The sequence below is a fragment of the Acidimicrobiales bacterium genome (assembly GCA_035547835.1).
GTDB lineage: Bacteria > Actinomycetota > Acidimicrobiia > Acidimicrobiales > Iamiaceae > DASZTW01.
In genome coordinates this window covers 223,111-240,820 of record DASZTW010000017.1, presented here as the reverse complement: position 1 = coordinate 240,820, position 17,710 = coordinate 223,111, and the positions used below count along the sequence as shown (strand labels likewise).

Below are 17,710 nucleotides of genomic sequence, written 5' to 3'. Positions count from 1 at the left end.
GGCCGGGATCAGCGCACCGCCGGCAACACCTCGGCAGCGAACAGCTCGATCTGCTCGAGGTACACGTCGGCAGTCGGCATGGCGAACCCGAGGGCCACGTGCTCGGCGCCCGCCTCGGCGTAGCTCGTGAGCAGGTCGATGGCCTCACCAACGGTCGTGGTGGGCCGGCGGCCCGCACGCAGGCTCGGCGTCGCGAACCGCAGGTTCCCCGGTATCGACGCGCCCACGGTCGGCGGCACCGCGCGGCCGGCGCGCTCGCATGCCTCGTGCAGGAGGGCGACGCCGCGCTCGAGCCCCGCCGGTGTCGGACTCGTCGGAAGCCAGCCATCCCCGAGCTCCACCGCTCTGCGGATCGAACGCGGCGCGTTGCCTCCCACGTAGATCGGCGGGTAGGGGCGTTGCACCGGACGGATGAGCGACCGCACCCGACCGAACGACGTGAGCTCGCCATCGAAGCTCGCCTCCGGCTTGCTCAACAGCGCCCTGATCACCCGCAGGCCCTCGTCGTGCGCTCGACCCCGTGCCTCGTACGGCACACCGATCGCCTCGGACTCAGCCTGCACGTGCCCCGTGCCCGTGCCCACGATCATCCGCCCGCCTGACAGCACGTCGAGCGTGCCGATCATCTTCGCCTGCACCACCGGGTTGCGGTACGGGATCACGATGATGTCGCTTGCCAGCTGCACCCGTTCGGTCACGCCCGCGAGGAACCCCCACGTGACATACGGGTCGAGCCACCAGTCGTCGGCCGCGTAGTAGTCCTTGATCTGCGCGGGCTCGCGGGCGGCCGACGCCGGGTCCATCCACGGATCGACCTGCTCGACGCGCAGCTCCGCGTCATCGCCGACGGGTGCGACGAGGTGGTCTTGCACCCACAGGGAGTCGAACCCGAGCTCCTCGGCGGTCTGCGCGATCGCACGTGCCTCTTCGCGCCGGCACCAGCGGCGGTAGCACGGGACCCGGACCCCGATCCGCAGTCGGGTCATCGGGCGCTCGCCGCCGGCACGAAGCGGGGGAGCGCGCGGCCCGAGGGGGCGCTCACCGGGTCCAGCCGCACCGCGGCGCCGACCACGAGCCACGGAGGCGCCTCGCCGTCGACGGGCCGGTCGCCCAGCAGCGCCGGGATCCGCACCGACGGATCCGCGTCGAGCGCCACGAGGCCCACGAGATAGGGGGCGGCGGGTCTGGCATCCGGCAGGAAGTCGCGCTGCACTGCCGTGAACGACCACACGGTGCCCAGCGGCTCCACCCGGTGCCACTCGAGGCCCGCGTCGGGATGACAGGGGCTCGCGGCGAGCGGATACCAACACGAGCGGTGGCACTCGCGGCAGCGCGTGAACGCCACTGCGCCGTCGGCGATCGCCTCCCAGTAGGGGGCCAGGTCGTCGGGCACGGGCCCGTCGAAGTCGGGGACAGGCATGGCTCTTCCTTCGCGCGGATCGACGTCGGGCTTCGCTGCACGTGGGGATCGGCGGGCGGCGCTCACCGGTCGGCGGTCAGGATCGCCGCGGCGTGATCGGGGATCCCCAGACCGCCGACGAGGCAGGTCTCGGCGTCGGGCACCTGGCCGACGCCGCGGTCTCGGCGCATCTGTCGCACGCCTTCGAGCACATGGGTCATGCCCGGCAGGAAGGAGTGGGCGAGGTGGCCGCCGCCGGTGTTGACCGGACGCGAGCCGCCGGGCGCCAAAGCGCCGCTCGCTGCCAGCACGGCCCCCTCGCCCGGTTCGCAGAACCCCAGATCCTCCAGTTGCAGGATCGTGGAGATCGAAAAGCAGTCGTACACCTCGACCACGTCGATGTCGGCGGGCTTCAATCCGGCCCGTTCGAACACCAGCGGCCCCGAGCACCTGGCCGGCGTGCGCGGAAGCTCGGGGTACTGGGTGAAATAGCTGGTGAGCGTGGTCGCCGGCAACGATCCCAGCCCGGCGCCGGCAACTACGACGGGCGGGTGTGGGGCATCGCGCGCGCGACGCAGACCGGTCACCACGTAAGCGCCGGCGCCGTCGGTGATCAAGCTGCAGTCGGGTCGCCGCAGCGGGGCGGCGATCATCGGCGACGCGCGGTAGGCATCGAGGTCGAGCGGCGTCTGCTGCAGCGCGGTGTCGGTGGTGGCCGCCCACTGCCTCGCAGCGCCGGCGACCCCGCCGAGCGCCTCGTCGTCGAGGCCGTGGAGGTGCCCGTAGCGGGAAGCCATCGACGCGAAGTACACGGGCTGGCCGTACCACCCCACCGGCATCTCGATCGCCGACTTCACGGGGTCGAGCGCGTGCACGCCGTACGGGCCGCCGGGCCGTGAGCCCCGGTAGGCGAAGTACACCAGGACGGTGGTTGCCATGCCCGATGCGATCGCCAGGTGCGCCAGCTCCATCCCGCCGACGCTCCCGCCGCCCGCCGTCGAGCGCGAGGCAGCGAAGCGGTACTCGCCGATGCCGAGCGCGGCCGCGAGCTCGTCGGGATGCACGCCCGCCGACACAGGGACCAGCGCGTCGATGTCGTCTGGGCGCAGGCCGGCGTCGGCGATCGCCGAACGGCTGGCCTGCCAGGCGAGCTGCGCCTCGGAATGCGCACTCGTTCGCACCGGCACCGTCTCGCCGATCCCGACGATGGCGCTCGTGCCCCACTGATCCATGCGGCCTCCTCCGCGGCGGACGGGCCTCTGCCCTTTTCCTCCAGATGAATTCGTTTTATCATGAGGATAATGCCAGCGGAAGGCAAGGGCAGTTTCGACGGACGCCCACGACAACGGGGGAGCAGCATGACCGTGGAGAAGGTGGACCTGACGGCCGACGACCTGCGGGTGGTGGTGGGGAGGTACCTCGATGCGCTCGAGCGCTTCGAGCTCGTCGAGGCAGCCGCCTGCTTCACCGCTGACGCCTTCTACTCGCACCCGCCTTACGCAGACGACGTGGAGAACCTCCGCCACGAGGTGCACGGTCGCGACGAGCTCATCGAGCTGTTCGGGCACCGGGGACCTCGTCAGGTGCGTCACGTGATCGAGGCCGCAGCGCTCGACGGCCGCCGCGGTTTCGTCGGTGGCACCTTCCACACCAAAGGCGATCGACCCGCCGGGTCGTTCGTCTCTGCCGTCACGTTGACCGGTGACGGCCTCATCGAGTCCTACGCCGCCTACGCCAGCGTGCCCGCGGTCGGCAGTTGACCCCTAGCTTCTCAATTCCTCATGAGGTAAGGTGAGGCGCAGCCACGGAGGCCGAGCCGCGCTCGCGGCGGGCTCCGTCCGATCGGTGCGGCGCGCGCCAGGGGAGGCCAGACATGTTGGAGCCGCAGGACGTGGACCGCTTCAAGGTCATCGACACGGACTCGCACGTGATCGAGCCCTATGACTTGTGGACCAGCCGTCTCTCGGTCAAGAAGTGGGGCGACAAGGTGCCGCACGTGAAGTTCGACGAGGAACTTCAGGAGGACGCCTGGTATTTCGGCGATGAGCGCATCAGCGCGGCGGCCGGTTCCGCCCAGGCTGGCTGGTCGCAGTTCCCCCCCGACCACCCACCGCGCCTCGCCGATGTCGACCCCGCGACCTGGGACCCCCACAAGCGTCTCGCGTGGATGGACGAGCATGGCATCTGGGCGCAGGTCCTGTACCCGAACGTCGCCGGCTTCGGCGCCGGCAAGTACCTCGCGCTTGGCGACCATGAGCTCAAGCTCGCCTGCGTCCAGGCGTACAACGACTTCCTCGTGGAGTACGCGTCGGCTGCGCCTGACCGTTACATCCCGATCATGGCCGTGCCGTTCTGGGACCTCGACGCCACGGTCGCCGAGATCGAGCGTGCCGCCGACCTGGGCCACAAAGGCATCATCATGAGCGGCGAGCCCGCGTTCTGGGGTCTCCCCAAGCTCACCCACCCGTACTGGGACGGGCTGTGGGCAGCAGCGCAAGACGCCGAGCTGTCGATCAACTTTCACATCGGCTCCGGCGACATGTCGCTGTTCGACTCGCCGTATGAGGGCAGCGGCCGCCACGCCAACTACGCGTCGTTCTCGATGCAGTTCGGCATGAGCAACGCGAAGCCGATCGCGCTGTTGATCACGGGCGGCGTGGCGCACCGCTTCCCCCGGCTGAAGTTCGTGTCGGTCGAGAGCGGCGTCGGCTGGCTGCCGTTTGCGCTCGGCGGCCTCGACTGGCAGTGGAAGAACTGCGGTGTACCCCTCGAGCACCCCGAGTACGACCTGTTGCCGAGCGAGTACTTCAAACGGCAGTTCTACGGCTGCTTCTGGTTCGAGACCGACTCCGCACTCGCAGCGATCGAACAGCTCGGTCCCGAGTGCATCTTGTACGAAACCGACTTCCCACACCCCACGTGCATGTCGCCCGGACCTGCCACCTCGGCGGTTTCGCCCCGGGAGTTCATCGCCCGAGAGCTCGGCGGGTTCCCCAAGGCGGCGCTGCAACGGGTGCTGCACGACAACGCGGCCGAGCTGTACCACCTCGACTGAGAGGTCAGGCTGATGAGCAAGGTCGACCTCCTGGTGATCGGCGGCGGCATGGCCGGCATGTCGGCCGCCACCTGGGTGGCCCAACATGGCGGAACCGCCGTGGTGGTGGAGAAGGGTTCCGCGGTCGGCGGGTCTGCCGCGTTCGCCGGCTACGTCTGGACGGCGCCCACCTACACCGTGCTGCGCGCTGAGAACCCTGGCGGCGACCCGGCGCTGGCCCGCGCGCTTGTCGACGACGTGCAGGCCGATGTGGAGTGGATGGAGTCGCTCGGCGTGGCCTGCGAGGCGCCGATCGACATGATGCGCTTCGGGCGGGGCCGCCACGTCGACACCACCCAGTACTTCGGCATCTGCAGCCGACTGCTGCGCGACGCCCACGGCTGCGAGGTGCTGCTCGACTCCACCGCCGAACGCTTGCTGCTCGACGGCCCCCGGGTCGTGGGCGCCGAGGTGCACACGCCCGAGGGGCCGCGCACCATCGAGGCCGCCAACACCCTGCTGGCGACCGGCGGCTACCAAGGCGACGACGGCCTGCGCGCCCAGCACATCCACCCCGAGGCACCACAGATGGTGCTGCGGTCGAACCCCCGCAGCGACGGCGCCGGCCTGCGCCTCGGCCTCGAGGCCGGGGCGCGCTTCGGCAAACCGAACGCGGGGTTCTACGGCCACCTCATCCCGCTCGGCATCCGCTACGACGAGCCCACGCAGTTCGCGATGAAGTCGATGTACTGCAGCGAGCACGCCGTGCTGGTGAACACCGAAGGCTCGCGGTTCGCCGACGAGACCTTGGGCGATCACCTCAACACCCAGGCCGTGCTCGAGCAGCCTGGCAGCCGGGCACTGATGATCGCTGACCAGCGCACGTACGAGCAGTGGTATGTCACGCCGTTCGTGGTGGGTGCTGCCCCGATCGACAAGTTCGAGATCGCCCGCGCTTCGGGCGGCCGCATCGCCACCGCGGCCGACCTCGAGGAGTTCGAGTACCTGCCGCCCGAGTGGGGCTATCCCGGCAGCAAGGTGCGCGCCACGATCGAGGCCTTCAACGAGGCGTGTCGCAACGGTGGGCCCGAGCCCACCCGACGCTACGACCGTGCGCCCCTCGACCAGCCGCCCTACTACGTGGTCGACGTGGTGCCCGCGATCACCTTCACCTTCGGTGGTCTGTTGATCGACGACCAGGCGCGTGCGCTCGACGAGGCCGGCCACCCGATCCCGGGTCTGCTCGCCGCTGGTGCTGACAGCGGCGGGGTGTTCGTGCGCGCGTACGCAGGCGGGCTCGCCAACGCCTTGGTGTTCGGACTGCGTGCTGCACGCACCGCTTGCGCCGCAGCGGCCTGAAGATTCCGGCAGCTTGTGGGCCGGTCTGGACCCCGCTACGGCAAGACGACGCGCTAATCCTCATGAGGAAAGTTGACGAACCTCCGGAGGAATTGGTACGGTCGGGATCGGCGATGCGCCGAGCGACCCGCACAGGCGGGACGTGAAGAACGAGCAGGGGGACGACGATGAGCTCGCCTCAGGAGACCGAGGGACCCACGCTCGACCGCACGCCGCGGCCGCGTAGCGGTCCGCTCGTGGGCATCCGCGTCGCGGACTTCTGCTGGATGGGCGTCGGCGCCCTGGCCACCCGCCTGCTTGCCGACTTCGGCGCCGAGGTCATCAAGATCGAGGACCGCACACGCCTCGACATGCCCCGCCGCCTCCCCATCTACAAAGACGAGCCGGCGCGACCCTACGGCCAAGAAGACCCCAACCCAGATCCGAACAAGGGCGGCCTGTTCAACAACTACAGCCGCAACAAGCTCGGCATCACGCTCAACATGCGCACCGACAAGGGTCGCCAGCTCGCCGAGCGTCTGATCGCGTCGAGCAATGCCGTCACCGAGAACTTCGCGCCGGGCGTGATGGAGCGCTGGGGCCTCACATCCGAGCACGTGCGCTCCCTGCGCGACGACATCATCTACGCGCGCATGAGCGGGTTCGGGCACTCCGGCCCGCACCAGCATTACCGCAGCTACGGGCCCGTCGTGCAGGCCGTCAGCGGCCTCACTCACGTGAGCGGGCTGCCCGGACGCGAGCCATCGGGCTGGGGCCTGTCCTACATGGACAACCAAGCCGCGTACTACAACTCGCTCGCGCTCGTGGCTGCGATCTTCGCTCTGCGCCGCACCGGTCAGGGTTGCGACGTCGACGTGTCGGCGGTGGAAGCCGGCGTCGAGCTGCTCGGCCCCGTGCTGCTCGACGTGGCCGTGAACCATCGGTCCACCCGCAACGACCAGTTCCCGCTCGGCAACCGCCTCGACCACCCCCAGGCCGCGCCGCACGGCGTCTACCCGTGCGCTGGCGACGACCGTTGGGTGGCGATCGCGGTGTTCGACGACGCCGAATGGCAGGCGCTGGTCGACACGATGGCCTCGCCGACGTGGGCCGACGACCCCAGGTTCGCCACCCAGGCCTCGAGGTTCGACCACCAAGACGATCTCGACAAGCACATCAGCGAGTGGACCGAGAGCCGCGACCGCCACGACGTCATGCACCGCTTGCAAAGAGCAGGTGTGCGTGCGGGCGCCGTGCAAGACGCCCGCGACCTCACCGAAACTGACCCGCAGATCCGCTCCCATGGCACGTTCTTCGAGCTCGACCACCCGGTGATCGGTCCAGCCCTGTTCGAAGGACTGCCGTTCGTGTCCACGCGGATGAAGCCCGACCACTGGCGCTCCGCGCCGCTGCTCGGTGAAGACAACGCCTACGTGTACGGCAACCTCCTTGGCCTCGACGAGGACGAGCAGGCGGGGCTCGCCGCAGAGGGGGTGATCTGAGTGGGCACCGACGAAGCAGCGAGCAGCGCAGGTCCGCTCGCCGGCATCACGGTCATCGAGATCGCCGACGACCCGGCCGGTGAGCTCACCGGGCTGCGCCTCGCCGAGCTCGGAGCGGAAGTCGTGAAGGTCGAACCGCCCGAGGGTGCGCCCTCACGCCACGTCGGCCCTTACGCCGACGGTCAGGAGGGGCCGGAGACGTCCCTCACGTACTGGTACTACAACTCCTCCAAGAGGAGCGTGGTCCTCGACCTCCACACGAGCGCAGGACGAGCCCACCTCGACGCGATGCTCGCCACCGCCGACGTGTTCGTTTCCGCGCTGCACCCCATCGAGCTGCGCACGCTCGGCCTCGACCTGAACGAGCTCATCGACACCCACGAGCGTCTGGTGGTCGTGTCGATCACCCCGTTCGGCCTCACCGGCGAATGGGCCGACTACCGCTCTTCTGACCTCGTCGGCCTCGCCGCGAGCGGGCTGTTGAACACCTCGGGCTACGACGACCACTCGATCCCACCCATCCGGCCCGGCGGCGGGCAGGGCTACCACAGCGCCGCCAGCTTCGCCGAGATCGGGGCCGCCCTCGCTCTGGTGGCCCGCGATCAGACCGGTCGCGGCGACCTCATCGACGTCGCCATGCACGACTCGTGTGCGGTCACCTGTGAGCTCGCGAACCCCTACTACTTCTACCCAAAGGCGCTCGTGCAACGGCAGACGTGCCGCCACGCCCAGCCGTCACCCACCCAACCGGCGCTGTTTCGCTGCGCGGACGGCTACATCTACTTCGCCCTGATCCTGGCCGACACCAAGCCGTGGAACAGCATGGTGAGCTGGCTCGACAGCAAAGGACTTGCTGCGGACCTCACCGACCCGGCCTATGACGACGTCGCTCACCGTCAGGCCCAGTTCCCCCACGTGCAGGGCGTGCTCGAGGTCTTCTTCCTGCTCCAGAACGCCAGCGACCTGTACCACGAGGGCCAGGAGCGATCGCTGCCCGTCGGCGTGGTCAATGCCCCCGAAGACGTGCTGAACGACGAGCACATGCGGGAGCGGGGCTTCTTCGTGCCGCTCGATCACGGCTACTGGAAGGACGTGCCCCACCCGGGCCTGCCACTCGGGCTGTCGGGTTACGACCCACTCTTGCGTCCTGCGCCGACGCTCGGAGCCGACACCGAAGCTGTGCTCGCCGAAGTGGGCCAAACCCAAGGAGGACAGCCGTGAGTGGTCCGATGACCAACGTGACAGAGCCGGTCATGGTCGACACCGATGGTGGCCCCCGGCTGGTTGGGTCCAAGTGCCGCGGCTGTGGCGCGGTGAGCTTCCCCGAGCAGGGCTCGTGTGCGCGCTGCACCGGCGAGGACGTCGATCGGTACGTGTTGCCCGCTTCGGGCACGTTGTGGGGCTTCACGGTGCAGGGATTTGCGCCGAAGGTTCCCTATCTGGCGGCGGACGATCCGTTCACGCCGTTCGGCCTCGGCTACGTCGACCTCGGCGGCGAGGTGCTCGTCGAGGCGCGGCTGGCTGTGGCGGACCCGGCCCAGCTCGAGATCGGGATGGCGATGGAGCTCACGCTCGAGCCCTTCCACCGTGGCGCCGACGGCACCACGGCCTGCTCGTACGCGTTCCGCCCAGTGGACGCAGCGGAGGTGACCAATGCCTGATGTGGCGATCGTGGGGATCGGGATGCACCCCTTTGGCCGGACCGACGGTGTGTCGGGCCGGGCACAGGGCGCGGTGGCCGCTCGGGCAGCGCTGCGCGACGCGGGCTGTGCGTGGCGCGACATGCAGTTCGCGTTCGGCGGCTCGAGTGACGCCGGCAACGCCGACGCGCTCGTCAACGACTTGGGCCTCACCGGCATCGAGTTCGTCAACGTGGTGAACGGCTGCGCGACCGGCGGTAGTGCGCTCGCGATGGCCACTCGGGCGATCGCGTCGGGAGAGTACGACCTGGGCATGGCGGTCGGATTCGACAAGCACCCACGCGGCGCGTTCAACGCCAGCCCAGCGGATTACGGCCTCGATGACTGGTACGGCGAGGTCGGACTGATGGTCACCACACAGTTCTTCGGCGTGAAGATCCAGCGCTACCTGCACGACCACGACATCGACCCGGCGGTGCTGTCGCTCATCGCCGCGAAGGCCTACCGCAACGGTGCCGGGAACCCGAACGCGTGGCGGCGCCAGTCCATTTCGGCTGAGGAGATCGCGTCGTCCGCGATGTTGAGCCACCCGCTGACCAAGTACATGTTCTGCTCACCCGGCGAGGGCGGCGTGGCGTTGGTGCTGTGCCGCGCGGACCAGGCACACCGCTACACCGACACGCCGGTGTATGTGAACGCGTCGGTGCTGCGCTCGCGCCAGTACGGCACGTTCGAGGTGTTCAGCCCGGGCCTGGCTCCCGAGCGGTCAGATGGCCCGACGACCCAGGCGGCCCGAGCTGCCTTTGAGACCGCGGGCGTGTCGCCTGACGACATCGACGTTGCCCAGATCCAAGACACCGAATCGGGCGCAGAGCTGATGCACATGGCCGAGACCGGCCTGTGCGCGCATGGCGACCAGCCCAAGCTCATCGAGGCGGGCGACACCGAGATCGGCGGCTGTCTGCCGATCAACACCGATGGTGGTTGCATCGCCAATGGCGAGCCGATCGGCGCGTCGGGCCTGCGCCAGGTGCACGAGAACGTGGTGCAGCTGCGCGGCCAAGGCGGTTCGCGCCAGGTGCCCGGCAAGCCCCGCGCGGCGTTCACGCACGTGTACGGCGCGCCCGGCATCAGCGCCTGCACGGTGCTCACCCGGTGACCACCGTGCCTGGCGCCGACGCGAACGCGCCGCGCGTCGACCTGCCCGAGCTCGCGCCCGTGCGACCGGGCGAAGAGCTCGACTGGGCGGCGCTCGAGGCCTACCTCACCCCGCGCCTGCGCGACCTCGGCCTCGGCGTCGATGGTCCGATGTCGGTCCTGCAGTTTCCCAACGGCCACGCCAACCTCACCTACCTGGCGCGTTTTGCGGGCTCCGACCTACCCGTGGTCGTGCGCCGGCCGCCGATGGGCGCCATCGCCCCAGGCGCGCACGACATGCGCCGCGAGCACCGCGTGCTGTCGAAGCTGTGGCAGGCCTACGACCGGGCGCCACGCGCTTACCTGTTCTGCGACGACCACGACGTGATCGGCAGCGACTTCGTGGTGTCCGAGTACCGCAACGGTGTGGTCGTGTGGGGCGGCTGGCCCCCATCGTTCACCGGGCTTGCCGACGTGGCCAGACGCGCCGGGCTCGCGGTGGTCGACGCGTTGGCCGACCTCCACCTCGTCGACCCGGCGTCGTGCGGCCTCGGCGACCTCGGCCGGCCCGCCGGCTACCTCGAGCGCCAGCTCGACGGTTGGCGCAAGCGCTGGGAGCTCGTGGCCACCCCCGAAGTCGACATGATCATGGCCGAGCTCGGGCGCGAGCTCGCCGCAAGCCGGCCCGCGTCCCCGGCTCCGACCTTGTTGCACAACGACTTCAAGATGGACAACTGCCAGTTCGACGCCGGCCAGCCCGACCGCGTCGCCTCAGTGTTCGACTGGGACATGGCCACGCTCGGAGACCCACTCGCGGACGTCGGAATGTTGTTGAACTACTGGCCCGACCCCAGCGACGTCGACGGCGACCGGCCATTGCACGTGCCCGGCATGGAGCTGATGGGTCTGCCGCCGCGCGCCCAGGTCGCGGAGCACTACCACCGCCGCACCGGCGCCGCACTCGACACCATCACCTGGTACGAGGCGTTCGCCTGCTGGAAGATCGCCGTCGTGTGCCAACAGCTGTCGATCCGCTACCTGCGCGGCGAGAGCACCGACGAGCGCATGGCCCAGCAAGCCTCGTACCCGCCCCGACTGGCCCGCCGGGCCAAGCGCACCTTGGAGACCATCACATGATCGACGTTGACCTGACCGGCAAGGTCGCCCTGGTGACCGGCGGGTCGCGCGGGCTCGGCAAGGAGATGGTCACGGCGTTCGCTCGGTGCGGGGCCGATGTGATGATCACCAGCCGACGCGTCGAGGCGTGCGAGGCGCTCGCCGAGGAGATCCGTTCCGCCACCGGCCGCAAGGCATACGCCCACGGCTGCCACATCGGCCACTGGGAAGAGATCGACGGCCTTGTCGAGGCGGCTTACGGCGAGTTCGGCCGGGTCGACATCCTCGTCAACAACGCCGGCATGGCACCCCTGTACCCCAGCCTCGCCGAGGTCACCGAGGAGCTGTTCGACAAAGTGATCGGCGTGAACCTCAAAGGGCCGTTCCGCCTCAGCGCCCTGGTGGGCGAGCGGATGGCGGCCGGCGACGGCGGCAGGATCGTGAACATCTCCAGCCTCGCCGCCGTGCACCCCGGCCGCAACGACATCCCCTACGCCGCTGCCAAAGCCGGGCTCAACAACCTCACCGCCGGTCTCGCCATCACCTACGGACCTGCGGTGCGCGCCAACGGCGTGATGGTCGGCCCGTTCCTCACCGACATCTCCAAGGCCTGGGACGTCGACGGGTTCAAGGCGTTCGCAGCCGAGCGCTACCCGCTCGGCCGCCTCGCCGAGCCCGAAGAGATCGTCGGTACCGCCCTGTACCTGGCATCCGACGCCTCGTCGTTCATGACCGGCCACGTGCTCACCCTCGACGGCGGCATCAACGTCACCTCACCCTTCCCGAGCTGAGCACGCCCCGTCCACAGGCGGTGACGATGACGGCGAACTTTGACTAGCCCTCTATTCCTCATGATGTTAATGTCATGAGCGGACGCCACGCCATCCACGACGCAGCTGGGACATGGGGGACACCATGAGTTGGGACTTCGAGACCGACGCCGACTACCAGGCCAAGCTCGACTGGGCCGACGCGTTCGTGCGCGAAGAGTGCGAGCCGGTCGACCGTGTGGTCGAACACGCCTGGAACATGGACGACCCGGTGCGGCAGGCGCTCGTGCCGCCGCTGCAAGCCAAGGTGCGCGAGCAAGGGTTGTGGGCGTGCCACCTGGGTGGCAGCCTCGGCGGACCCGGCTACGGACAGGTGAAGTTGGCGCTGCTGAACGAGATCCTCGGCCGCTCCCACTGCGCCCCGATCGTGTTCGGCTGCCACGCCCCTGACTCCGGCAACGCCGAGATCCTCGCCCACTACGGCACGCCCATGCTCAAGGAGCGGTACTTGAAGCCGCTGCTCGAGCAGACGACCGTGTCGGCCTACTCGATGACCGAACCACGCGGCGGCTCTGACCCCACCGGGTTCGTGACCCGTGCCGAGCTCGACGGCGATGAGTGGGTCATCAACGGCGAGAAGTGGTTCTCGTCGCACGCGAACTTTGCGTCGTTCCTGGTGCTCCTCGCGGTGACCGAGCCCGACGCCGATCGCCACAAGCGCATGTCCATGTTCATCGTGCCGGCCCACACCCCCGGCGTGGAGATCGTGCGCAACGTCGGCCTCTACGGCCACGACAAAAGTCACGGTACCCACTCGTACGTGCGCTACCGCGACGTGCGCATCCCGGTCGACCACCTCCTCGGCGAGCGCGGCCAAGGCTTCGTCGTGGCCCAGACCCGACTCGGTGGCGGCCGCATCCACCACGCCATGCGCACGGTCGGGCTCGTGAGCCAGGCCCTCGACGACATGTGCGAGCGCGCTCTGTCGCGGTGGACGCAAGGCGAGCTGCTGGCCCAAAAGCAGCTCGTGCAGGACATGATCGCCGAGTCGTGGATCCAACTCGAGCAGTTCCGGCTGCTCGTCATGCGCACCGCGTGGCGCATCGACAAGTACGACGACTACCAGCGTGTCCGCGCCGACATCTCTGCGGTGAAAGCCGCGATGCCCAAGGTGCTCCACGACGTCGCCAGCCGGGCCGTGCAGATCCACGGCTCGCTGGGCGTGTCGTGGGAGATGCCGTACGCGGCCATGGTCCTCGAGTCGTTCCACATGGGGCTCGCCGACGGTGCCACCGAGGTGCACAAGGTGACCCTGGCCCGCCAGATCCTCAAGAGCCACAAGGGCACCGACGACGTCTTCCCGACCAGGCACCTGCCCCGGCTCGAGGCCGCTGCCCGCGCCCGCTTCGCGGACGTGCTCGAGGCCGTCTGATGCGAAGCGAGTCGAGCCCCCACAGGGAGGCGTGATGCGCATCGGGCTCTCCACCTACAACATTCGGCCCGGCGATCTCGTCGAGCTCGCCCGAGCAGCCGACGATCTCGGCTTCGCGTCGCTGTGGCTGGGCGAGCACGTGGTCCTGCCCGTCGACTACGCCAGTGAGCATCCGACCACTGGGACGGCTGGCCACCAGCATCACAGTGGTCCGATCGTCGACCCGAACACCAAGCTGGTCGATCCGCTGGTCGCGCTCGCAGGATGCGCCGCGGTGACCTCGCGGATCCAGCTGGCCACCGGCATCTACCTCGCGGCCCTGCGGCCCCCGATGATCACCGCCCGCATGGGCCACACGCTGCAGGACCTCAGCCACGGGCGCCTGGTCCTCGGCCTGGGAGCGGGGTGGCTCGAGGAGGAGTTCGTCGCGGTGGGCGTGCCGTTCGCCGGTCGGGGCGCTCGTCTCGAGGAGGTCATCGACGTCGTGCGCAAGGCGTGGGCCGGCGGGCCCTTCGAGCACCGAGGCGAGCACTACCAGGTCGAGCGGGTGCAGCTGTGCGAGGAGCCGATGCACGTGCCGCTCATCCTGGGCGGCAACACCGATCTCGCGTTGCGCCGCGCCGCCCGGCTCGGAGACGGTTGGTTCGCGTCGGGCACGCCTGCGTTCAGCGATGCAGTCCGTTGGCGCGACCAGGTGGTCGCCAACCGCGATGCGCTCGGCATCGGAGGTGCCTTCCCGATCTACGTACGCGTGCCCGAGATCGACCCCGATGCGATCGAGCGCTACGAGCGTGAGGGCTTTGACCACGTGATGGTGTGGGCCGACCAGGTCTGGCCGGCCGATGCCGATCCGGCGACCAAGCGCGCCGCGCTCGGCGCTGCTGCGGAAAGACTGGGTGTGCACCCGCATGCCCCTGTGGAGGTGTGACGATGCACGTGCAAGCGAGGGAACAGATGGAACTGCGGCCGGGCAGACGGCTGGCGAGCGGTGTGAGCGACGCGGAGATCGTGATCGTGCGCGCGGCGGTCGGCGAGTCCGACCTGCGCTGCGGAGGTCACCCGATGGTCGAGCCCGGCGGCGACCGCAGCGCCGAAGTGGATGCAGCGTGGGACGGTGAGCTGCTCGTCGGCAAGCGCTGGCAGCACGACGGCGCCGGTCTCGAGGTGCTCGTCACCAAAGGCGGTCGCGGTTTGTTGTCGATCGGCGACGAGCCGCTCCAGCTGCGCGCCAGCAAGCAGCTGCCCGCGTCGGACTGACCGCGGCAATGGCGTCGCCCCCCACGAGCGACCGCGACCAGATCCTCGAGATCATCGGCCGCTATGCACACGCCGTCGACGCGCGCGACGTGACGGCCGTCGCCGCGTGCTTCACCCCCGACGGTGCCATCGAGTTCGGCGACGCCGCTCCGGTGCGCGGCGCCGACGCGATACGCGCGTTCTTCCGCGACGCGCTCCAGGCCCCCCGCATGGGTGCACAGGGCGCATCGACGCACCTGATGGCCAACACAGTGGTGACGTTCGACGGCGACGCATCCGCCTCCGCGACGACGTCAGCGGTGTCGTTTCACACTGCAGTCGGCCGGGCCACGATGGTCCTGCGCGGCCTGCGCTACGACGACACGCTCGCGCAAACCGACGGAACTTGGCTCCTCGCCCACCGCAGGCACACGTGCACCTGGGAGGCCAGTACCCCTGGTGCCACGATCCTCCCGACGTCCGTCACCTGAGACCCCGAGGCCCGTACGGCCGTTTGCGGTGTTCAGCGAGGTACATCGCGGAACGGCACGTCGCGGTCCACGCGTGGCTCACCGGGTAGGCCGAGCACGCGCTCGCCGATGATGTTGTGCTGGATCTCGTCGCTGCCCCCGGCGATGCGGTACCCGGGGGCGCCGAGCAGGTGGTCGTTCCAGCGATAGCTACCCGCGTCACCCGTGTCGGCCACGATCCGCGGGCCGAGCAGATCGGCCACCACGTCGGACACCGCGGCGAGCCAGCGGGTCCAAAGGAGCTTGTTGGCCGAGGCCTCGGGGCCAGGTGTGCCGCCACCTCGCTGGTTGGTCTGGATGCGCTCGTTGTGCGCTTGGCGCACCTTGTGCAGGGTGTACAAGCGCGCGAGTGCCTGACGGTGCGTGGGGGAGTCGGTCGCGTCGAGCCGCTCCGCCAGTTCCCGCACCTGTGCCCACGAGCCGCCCACGTGGTCGTTGGTGCCGCTGTGGTCGCGTTCGAACCCGAGCGTGGTGAGTGCCACCTTCCAGCCTTCGCCGACCGGGCCGAGCCGCAACGAGTCCGGAACCCGCGCGTCGTCGAAGAACACCTCGTTGAAAGTGGCGCCACCGGTCATCTGGCGAATCGGCACCACGGTCACCCCGGGTGTGTCCATCGGGATCACGAACGCGGTCTGCCCCTTGTGCTTGGGCACGTCAGGATCGCTACGGGCGATCAGCTCACCCCACTGCGAGAACATGGCGCCCGACGTCCAGGTCTTTTGGCCGTTGATCACCCACTCGTCGCCATCGCGGACCGCCCGCGTGCTCAACCCCGCGAGGTCGGAGCCCGCGCCGGGCTCGGAGAAGAGCTGGCAGCACAGCTCCTCGGTGCGGAGGAAGCGGCGAACGAACCGCTCCTTTTGTTCGTGGGTGCCGTAAGCCAGCACGGTCGGTGCCACGAGGTAGCGGGTCACGCTGAACGTCTCGTGGTGTCCGGGCAGCTCGTAGTTGGCCTCGAGGGACCGAAACGCTCGCTCGTACGACGCGCCGAGCGCTGCCCCGCCCCACTCCACGGGGCTGGTGAGCGCACCGAAGCCGGCGTCGAACTTGGCCTGCTGCCACGCCATGAGCCCGTCGAGCAGCGCCCGTTCGTCGTCGTGTGACATGTCGCGAAAGACCGACACATCGTGTTCGTCGCCTGCGGTCGTCACCGTTCCGAGCGGCTTTGCGTGGTCGTCCAGCCAGATCTTCGAGCGCTCGGTGAACGCCTCGATCGTCTCGGCTGTCGGCGCGGGCGCTACGGAGGAGTCCATCCACGTAGTAAACATCATGAGGATCATCTGTCAAGTGCCTGCTGGCCGCGTGACGGGTGGCTCAAATCTCCGGAGGATTGTCGAAATCTCCGTTGACGGGTTGACCGGTCCTGATTAACCTCATGAGAAATAGCGAGTCGCGTGACGGCACGCCGCTCCGATCCAGGGGGACCCGTGGTGAACACCAAGCTCCGTCGTCCATGGCGCTTCGTAGGCGTCTTCGCTGTTGCGCTCGTGGCACTCGCTGCCTGCGGCAGCTCAGGGTCGAGCAAGGCGGCGACCCCAGACTCAACCGGCTCCACCGTTCCGGTCGCCAAGGTCACGCCGGCCTGGCAGAAGGTGATCGATGCCGCCAAGAAGGAGGGGTCGGTCACGATCTACTCCAGCCAGGGGACTGACCAGCTCAACGACCTCGCCGAGCGCTTCAAGAAGAAGTACGGCATCAAGGTCGACATCCTGCGCGACGTCGACGCCACCATCGAGGCCAAGGTCGGCGCCGAGCACACGGCCAACAAGCCCGTGGCCGACCTGGTCGCGATCTCCGACGCTTCGTGGATCAACGACAAGGGCGCCGCTGGCTGGTGGACCAAGCCAACCGGCCCCGACTTCGACGCGGCCGCTTATGACAAGGCGGACAACATCAACGAGCACGGCTCGTTCGTGACCAGCGCAGCCGTGTTCGCCATCGGCTGGAACACCCAGCAGGTGCCCGAAGGGATCAAGTCCTACAAAGACCTGCTGAACCCGAAGTTCAAAGGCAAGATCGGCATCAACGACGCCACCGTTTCACCGTCAGTCGTCGACTTCTACTTCTACCTGCAGGAGCAAAACGGCAACGACTTCGTGCAAAAGCTCGCTGCCCTCAACCCGCAGGTGTTCCCGAGCGTGCTGCAGATCGGTCAGAACGTCACTTCCGGCCAGCTGTCGGTCGGGCTCGCCGTCCAAGCACTGGTCGACGAGAAGGCCAACGGCGCCCCCGTCGACTTCCTCGTCCCCAAGCCTGCCTGGGGCGTGCGCTTCTGGACGCAGATCACCGCCAACGCACCGCACCCCAACGCCGCGCAGCTGCTCGGCGACTTCATGGTCACCACCGGCGGCCAAGAGGCGATCGCACGCAAGTCGGGCTCGGCGTTGCCCGACGTGGCCGGCGCCGTCATCTCGGTGAAAGATGTGCGCAAGCCCGACCCGTCCAAGCTCACGCCTGACGCGGTCTCCGCTTTCGACGCCGAGTTCAAGAAGCTCTTCCAGTAACCACGTTCCACCACCAGCCGGCCGGGGAGTGCGCGCCCCGGCCGGCTCCCACGCATCCTTGGGGGACACGAC

18 protein-coding genes are annotated in these 17,710 nt (G+C 68.9%); 14 read left to right on the top strand and 4 right to left on the bottom strand.

What is annotated here, in order from left to right; translation table 11 throughout:
- Positions 1 to 8 precede the first annotated feature (8 nt).
- The 3 genes from VHA73_13840 to VHA73_13830 form a co-directional block, all read right to left on the bottom strand.
- Complete coding sequence (locus VHA73_13840; GenBank protein HVX19107.1) at positions 9 to 986, bottom strand: TIGR03619 family F420-dependent LLM class oxidoreductase; 978 nt, start codon at positions 984 to 986, stop codon at positions 9 to 11.
- Complete coding sequence (locus VHA73_13835) at positions 983 to 1,420, bottom strand: OB-fold domain-containing protein (GenBank protein HVX19106.1); 438 nt, start codon at positions 1,418 to 1,420, stop codon at positions 983 to 985. Before VHA73_13835 ends, VHA73_13840 begins: the two co-directional genes overlap by 4 nt.
- 62 nt (positions 1,421 to 1,482) lie before the next feature.
- The gene (locus VHA73_13830; protein HVX19105.1) at positions 1,483 to 2,631 is read right to left on the bottom strand and encodes a hypothetical protein; all 1,149 of its coding nucleotides are present in this window, start codon (positions 2,629 to 2,631) and stop codon (positions 1,483 to 1,485) included.
- A 126-nt stretch (positions 2,632 to 2,757) separates the two neighbouring features.
- Here VHA73_13830 and VHA73_13825 point away from each other — a divergent pair, with 126 nt between their 5' ends.
- The 13 genes from VHA73_13825 (at position 2,758) to VHA73_13765 (ending at position 15,095) form a co-directional block, all read left to right on the top strand.
- Positions 2,758 to 3,159, top strand: a complete 402-nt coding sequence (locus VHA73_13825) for a nuclear transport factor 2 family protein (GenBank protein HVX19104.1) — start codon at positions 2,758 to 2,760, stop codon at positions 3,157 to 3,159.
- Positions 3,160 to 3,272: 113 nt separating this feature from the next.
- On the top strand, positions 3,273 to 4,454 hold the full coding sequence (locus tag VHA73_13820; GenBank protein ID HVX19103.1) for an amidohydrolase family protein: 1,182 nt from the start codon (positions 3,273 to 3,275) through the stop codon (positions 4,452 to 4,454).
- 12 nt (positions 4,455 to 4,466) lie between these two features.
- Entirely contained in the window at positions 4,467 to 5,792 is a 1,326-nt protein-coding gene (locus VHA73_13815) for an FAD-binding protein (protein HVX19102.1), read from the top strand.
- Between the two features lie 167 nt (positions 5,793 to 5,959).
- The gene (locus VHA73_13810) at positions 5,960 to 7,273 is read left to right on the top strand and encodes a CoA transferase (protein ID HVX19101.1); all 1,314 of its coding nucleotides are present in this window, start codon (positions 5,960 to 5,962) and stop codon (positions 7,271 to 7,273) included.
- Positions 7,274 to 8,494: a CoA transferase gene (locus VHA73_13805; GenBank protein HVX19100.1), complete on the top strand. Its 1,221-nt coding sequence runs from the start codon at positions 7,274 to 7,276 to the stop codon at positions 8,492 to 8,494.
- The gene (locus VHA73_13800) at positions 8,491 to 8,934 is read left to right on the top strand and encodes an OB-fold domain-containing protein (GenBank protein ID HVX19099.1); all 444 of its coding nucleotides are present in this window, start codon (positions 8,491 to 8,493) and stop codon (positions 8,932 to 8,934) included. Before VHA73_13805 ends, VHA73_13800 begins: the two co-directional genes overlap by 4 nt.
- Positions 8,927 to 10,072, top strand: a complete 1,146-nt coding sequence (locus tag VHA73_13795; protein ID HVX19098.1) for a thiolase family protein — start codon at positions 8,927 to 8,929, stop codon at positions 10,070 to 10,072. Before VHA73_13800 ends, VHA73_13795 begins: the two co-directional genes overlap by 8 nt.
- Positions 10,069 to 11,187: a phosphotransferase family protein gene (locus VHA73_13790; GenBank protein HVX19097.1), complete on the top strand. Its 1,119-nt coding sequence runs from the start codon at positions 10,069 to 10,071 to the stop codon at positions 11,185 to 11,187. The genes VHA73_13795 and VHA73_13790 overlap by 4 nt, the downstream gene beginning before the upstream one ends.
- Positions 11,184 to 11,957 carry a glucose 1-dehydrogenase gene (locus VHA73_13785; GenBank protein HVX19096.1) on the top strand — a complete coding sequence of 258 codons (774 nt, stop codon included), beginning with the start codon at positions 11,184 to 11,186 and terminating at the stop codon, positions 11,955 to 11,957. Before VHA73_13790 ends, VHA73_13785 begins: the two co-directional genes overlap by 4 nt.
- Before the next feature lie 112 nt (positions 11,958 to 12,069).
- Positions 12,070 to 13,368: an acyl-CoA dehydrogenase family protein gene (locus tag VHA73_13780; protein ID HVX19095.1), complete on the top strand. Its 1,299-nt coding sequence runs from the start codon at positions 12,070 to 12,072 to the stop codon at positions 13,366 to 13,368.
- Positions 13,369 to 13,402: 34 nt separating this feature from the next.
- Positions 13,403 to 14,296: a TIGR03619 family F420-dependent LLM class oxidoreductase gene (locus VHA73_13775; GenBank protein ID HVX19094.1), complete on the top strand. Its 894-nt coding sequence runs from the start codon at positions 13,403 to 13,405 to the stop codon at positions 14,294 to 14,296.
- 2 nt (positions 14,297 to 14,298) lie between these two features.
- Entirely contained in the window at positions 14,299 to 14,625 is a 327-nt protein-coding gene (locus VHA73_13770) for a hypothetical protein (GenBank protein HVX19093.1), read from the top strand.
- An 8-nt stretch (positions 14,626 to 14,633) separates the two neighbouring features.
- The gene (locus tag VHA73_13765) at positions 14,634 to 15,095 is read left to right on the top strand and encodes a nuclear transport factor 2 family protein (protein HVX19092.1); all 462 of its coding nucleotides are present in this window, start codon (positions 14,634 to 14,636) and stop codon (positions 15,093 to 15,095) included.
- A gap of 32 nt (positions 15,096 to 15,127) precedes the next feature.
- Here the strand turns inward: VHA73_13765 and VHA73_13760 are convergent, their stop codons facing one another.
- Positions 15,128 to 16,387, bottom strand: coding sequence for an acyl-CoA dehydrogenase family protein (locus VHA73_13760; protein ID HVX19091.1), 1,260 nt, complete (start codon positions 16,385 to 16,387; stop codon positions 15,128 to 15,130).
- Between the two features lie 177 nt (positions 16,388 to 16,564).
- Here VHA73_13760 and VHA73_13755 point away from each other — a divergent pair, with 177 nt between their 5' ends.
- On the top strand, positions 16,565 to 17,638 hold the full coding sequence (locus VHA73_13755; GenBank protein HVX19090.1) for a substrate-binding domain-containing protein: 1,074 nt from the start codon (positions 16,565 to 16,567) through the stop codon (positions 17,636 to 17,638).
- The last annotated feature ends 72 nt before the right edge of the window (positions 17,639 to 17,710 follow it).

Excerpts from the sequence above, each read along its gene's own strand:
- VHA73_13760 (HVX19091.1), bottom strand. The coding sequence starts at position 16,387 with ATGGACTCCTCCGTAGCGCCCGCGCCGACAGCCGAGACGATCGAGGCG.
- VHA73_13785 (HVX19096.1), top strand. The coding sequence starts at position 11,184 with ATGATCGACGTTGACCTGACCGGCAAGGTCGCCCTGGTGACCGGCGGG.
- VHA73_13825 (HVX19104.1), top strand. The coding sequence starts at position 2,758 with ATGACCGTGGAGAAGGTGGACCTGACGGCCGACGACCTGCGGGTGGTG.
- VHA73_13775 (HVX19094.1), top strand. The coding sequence starts at position 13,403 with ATGCGCATCGGGCTCTCCACCTACAACATTCGGCCCGGCGATCTCGTC.
- VHA73_13765 (HVX19092.1), top strand. The coding sequence starts at position 14,634 with ATGGCGTCGCCCCCCACGAGCGACCGCGACCAGATCCTCGAGATCATC.
- VHA73_13830 (HVX19105.1), bottom strand. The coding sequence starts at position 2,631 with ATGGATCAGTGGGGCACGAGCGCCATCGTCGGGATCGGCGAGACGGTG.
- VHA73_13795 (HVX19098.1), top strand. The coding sequence starts at position 8,927 with ATGCCTGATGTGGCGATCGTGGGGATCGGGATGCACCCCTTTGGCCGG.
- VHA73_13840 (HVX19107.1), bottom strand. The coding sequence starts at position 986 with ATGACCCGACTGCGGATCGGGGTCCGGGTCCCGTGCTACCGCCGCTGG.
- VHA73_13770 (HVX19093.1), top strand. The coding sequence starts at position 14,299 with ATGCACGTGCAAGCGAGGGAACAGATGGAACTGCGGCCGGGCAGACGG.
- VHA73_13820 (HVX19103.1), top strand. The coding sequence starts at position 3,273 with ATGTTGGAGCCGCAGGACGTGGACCGCTTCAAGGTCATCGACACGGAC.
- VHA73_13780 (HVX19095.1), top strand. The coding sequence starts at position 12,070 with ATGGGGGACACCATGAGTTGGGACTTCGAGACCGACGCCGACTACCAG.
- VHA73_13810 (HVX19101.1), top strand. The coding sequence starts at position 5,960 with ATGAGCTCGCCTCAGGAGACCGAGGGACCCACGCTCGACCGCACGCCG.
- VHA73_13815 (HVX19102.1), top strand. The coding sequence starts at position 4,467 with ATGAGCAAGGTCGACCTCCTGGTGATCGGCGGCGGCATGGCCGGCATG.
- VHA73_13835 (HVX19106.1), bottom strand. The coding sequence starts at position 1,420 with ATGCCTGTCCCCGACTTCGACGGGCCCGTGCCCGACGACCTGGCCCCC.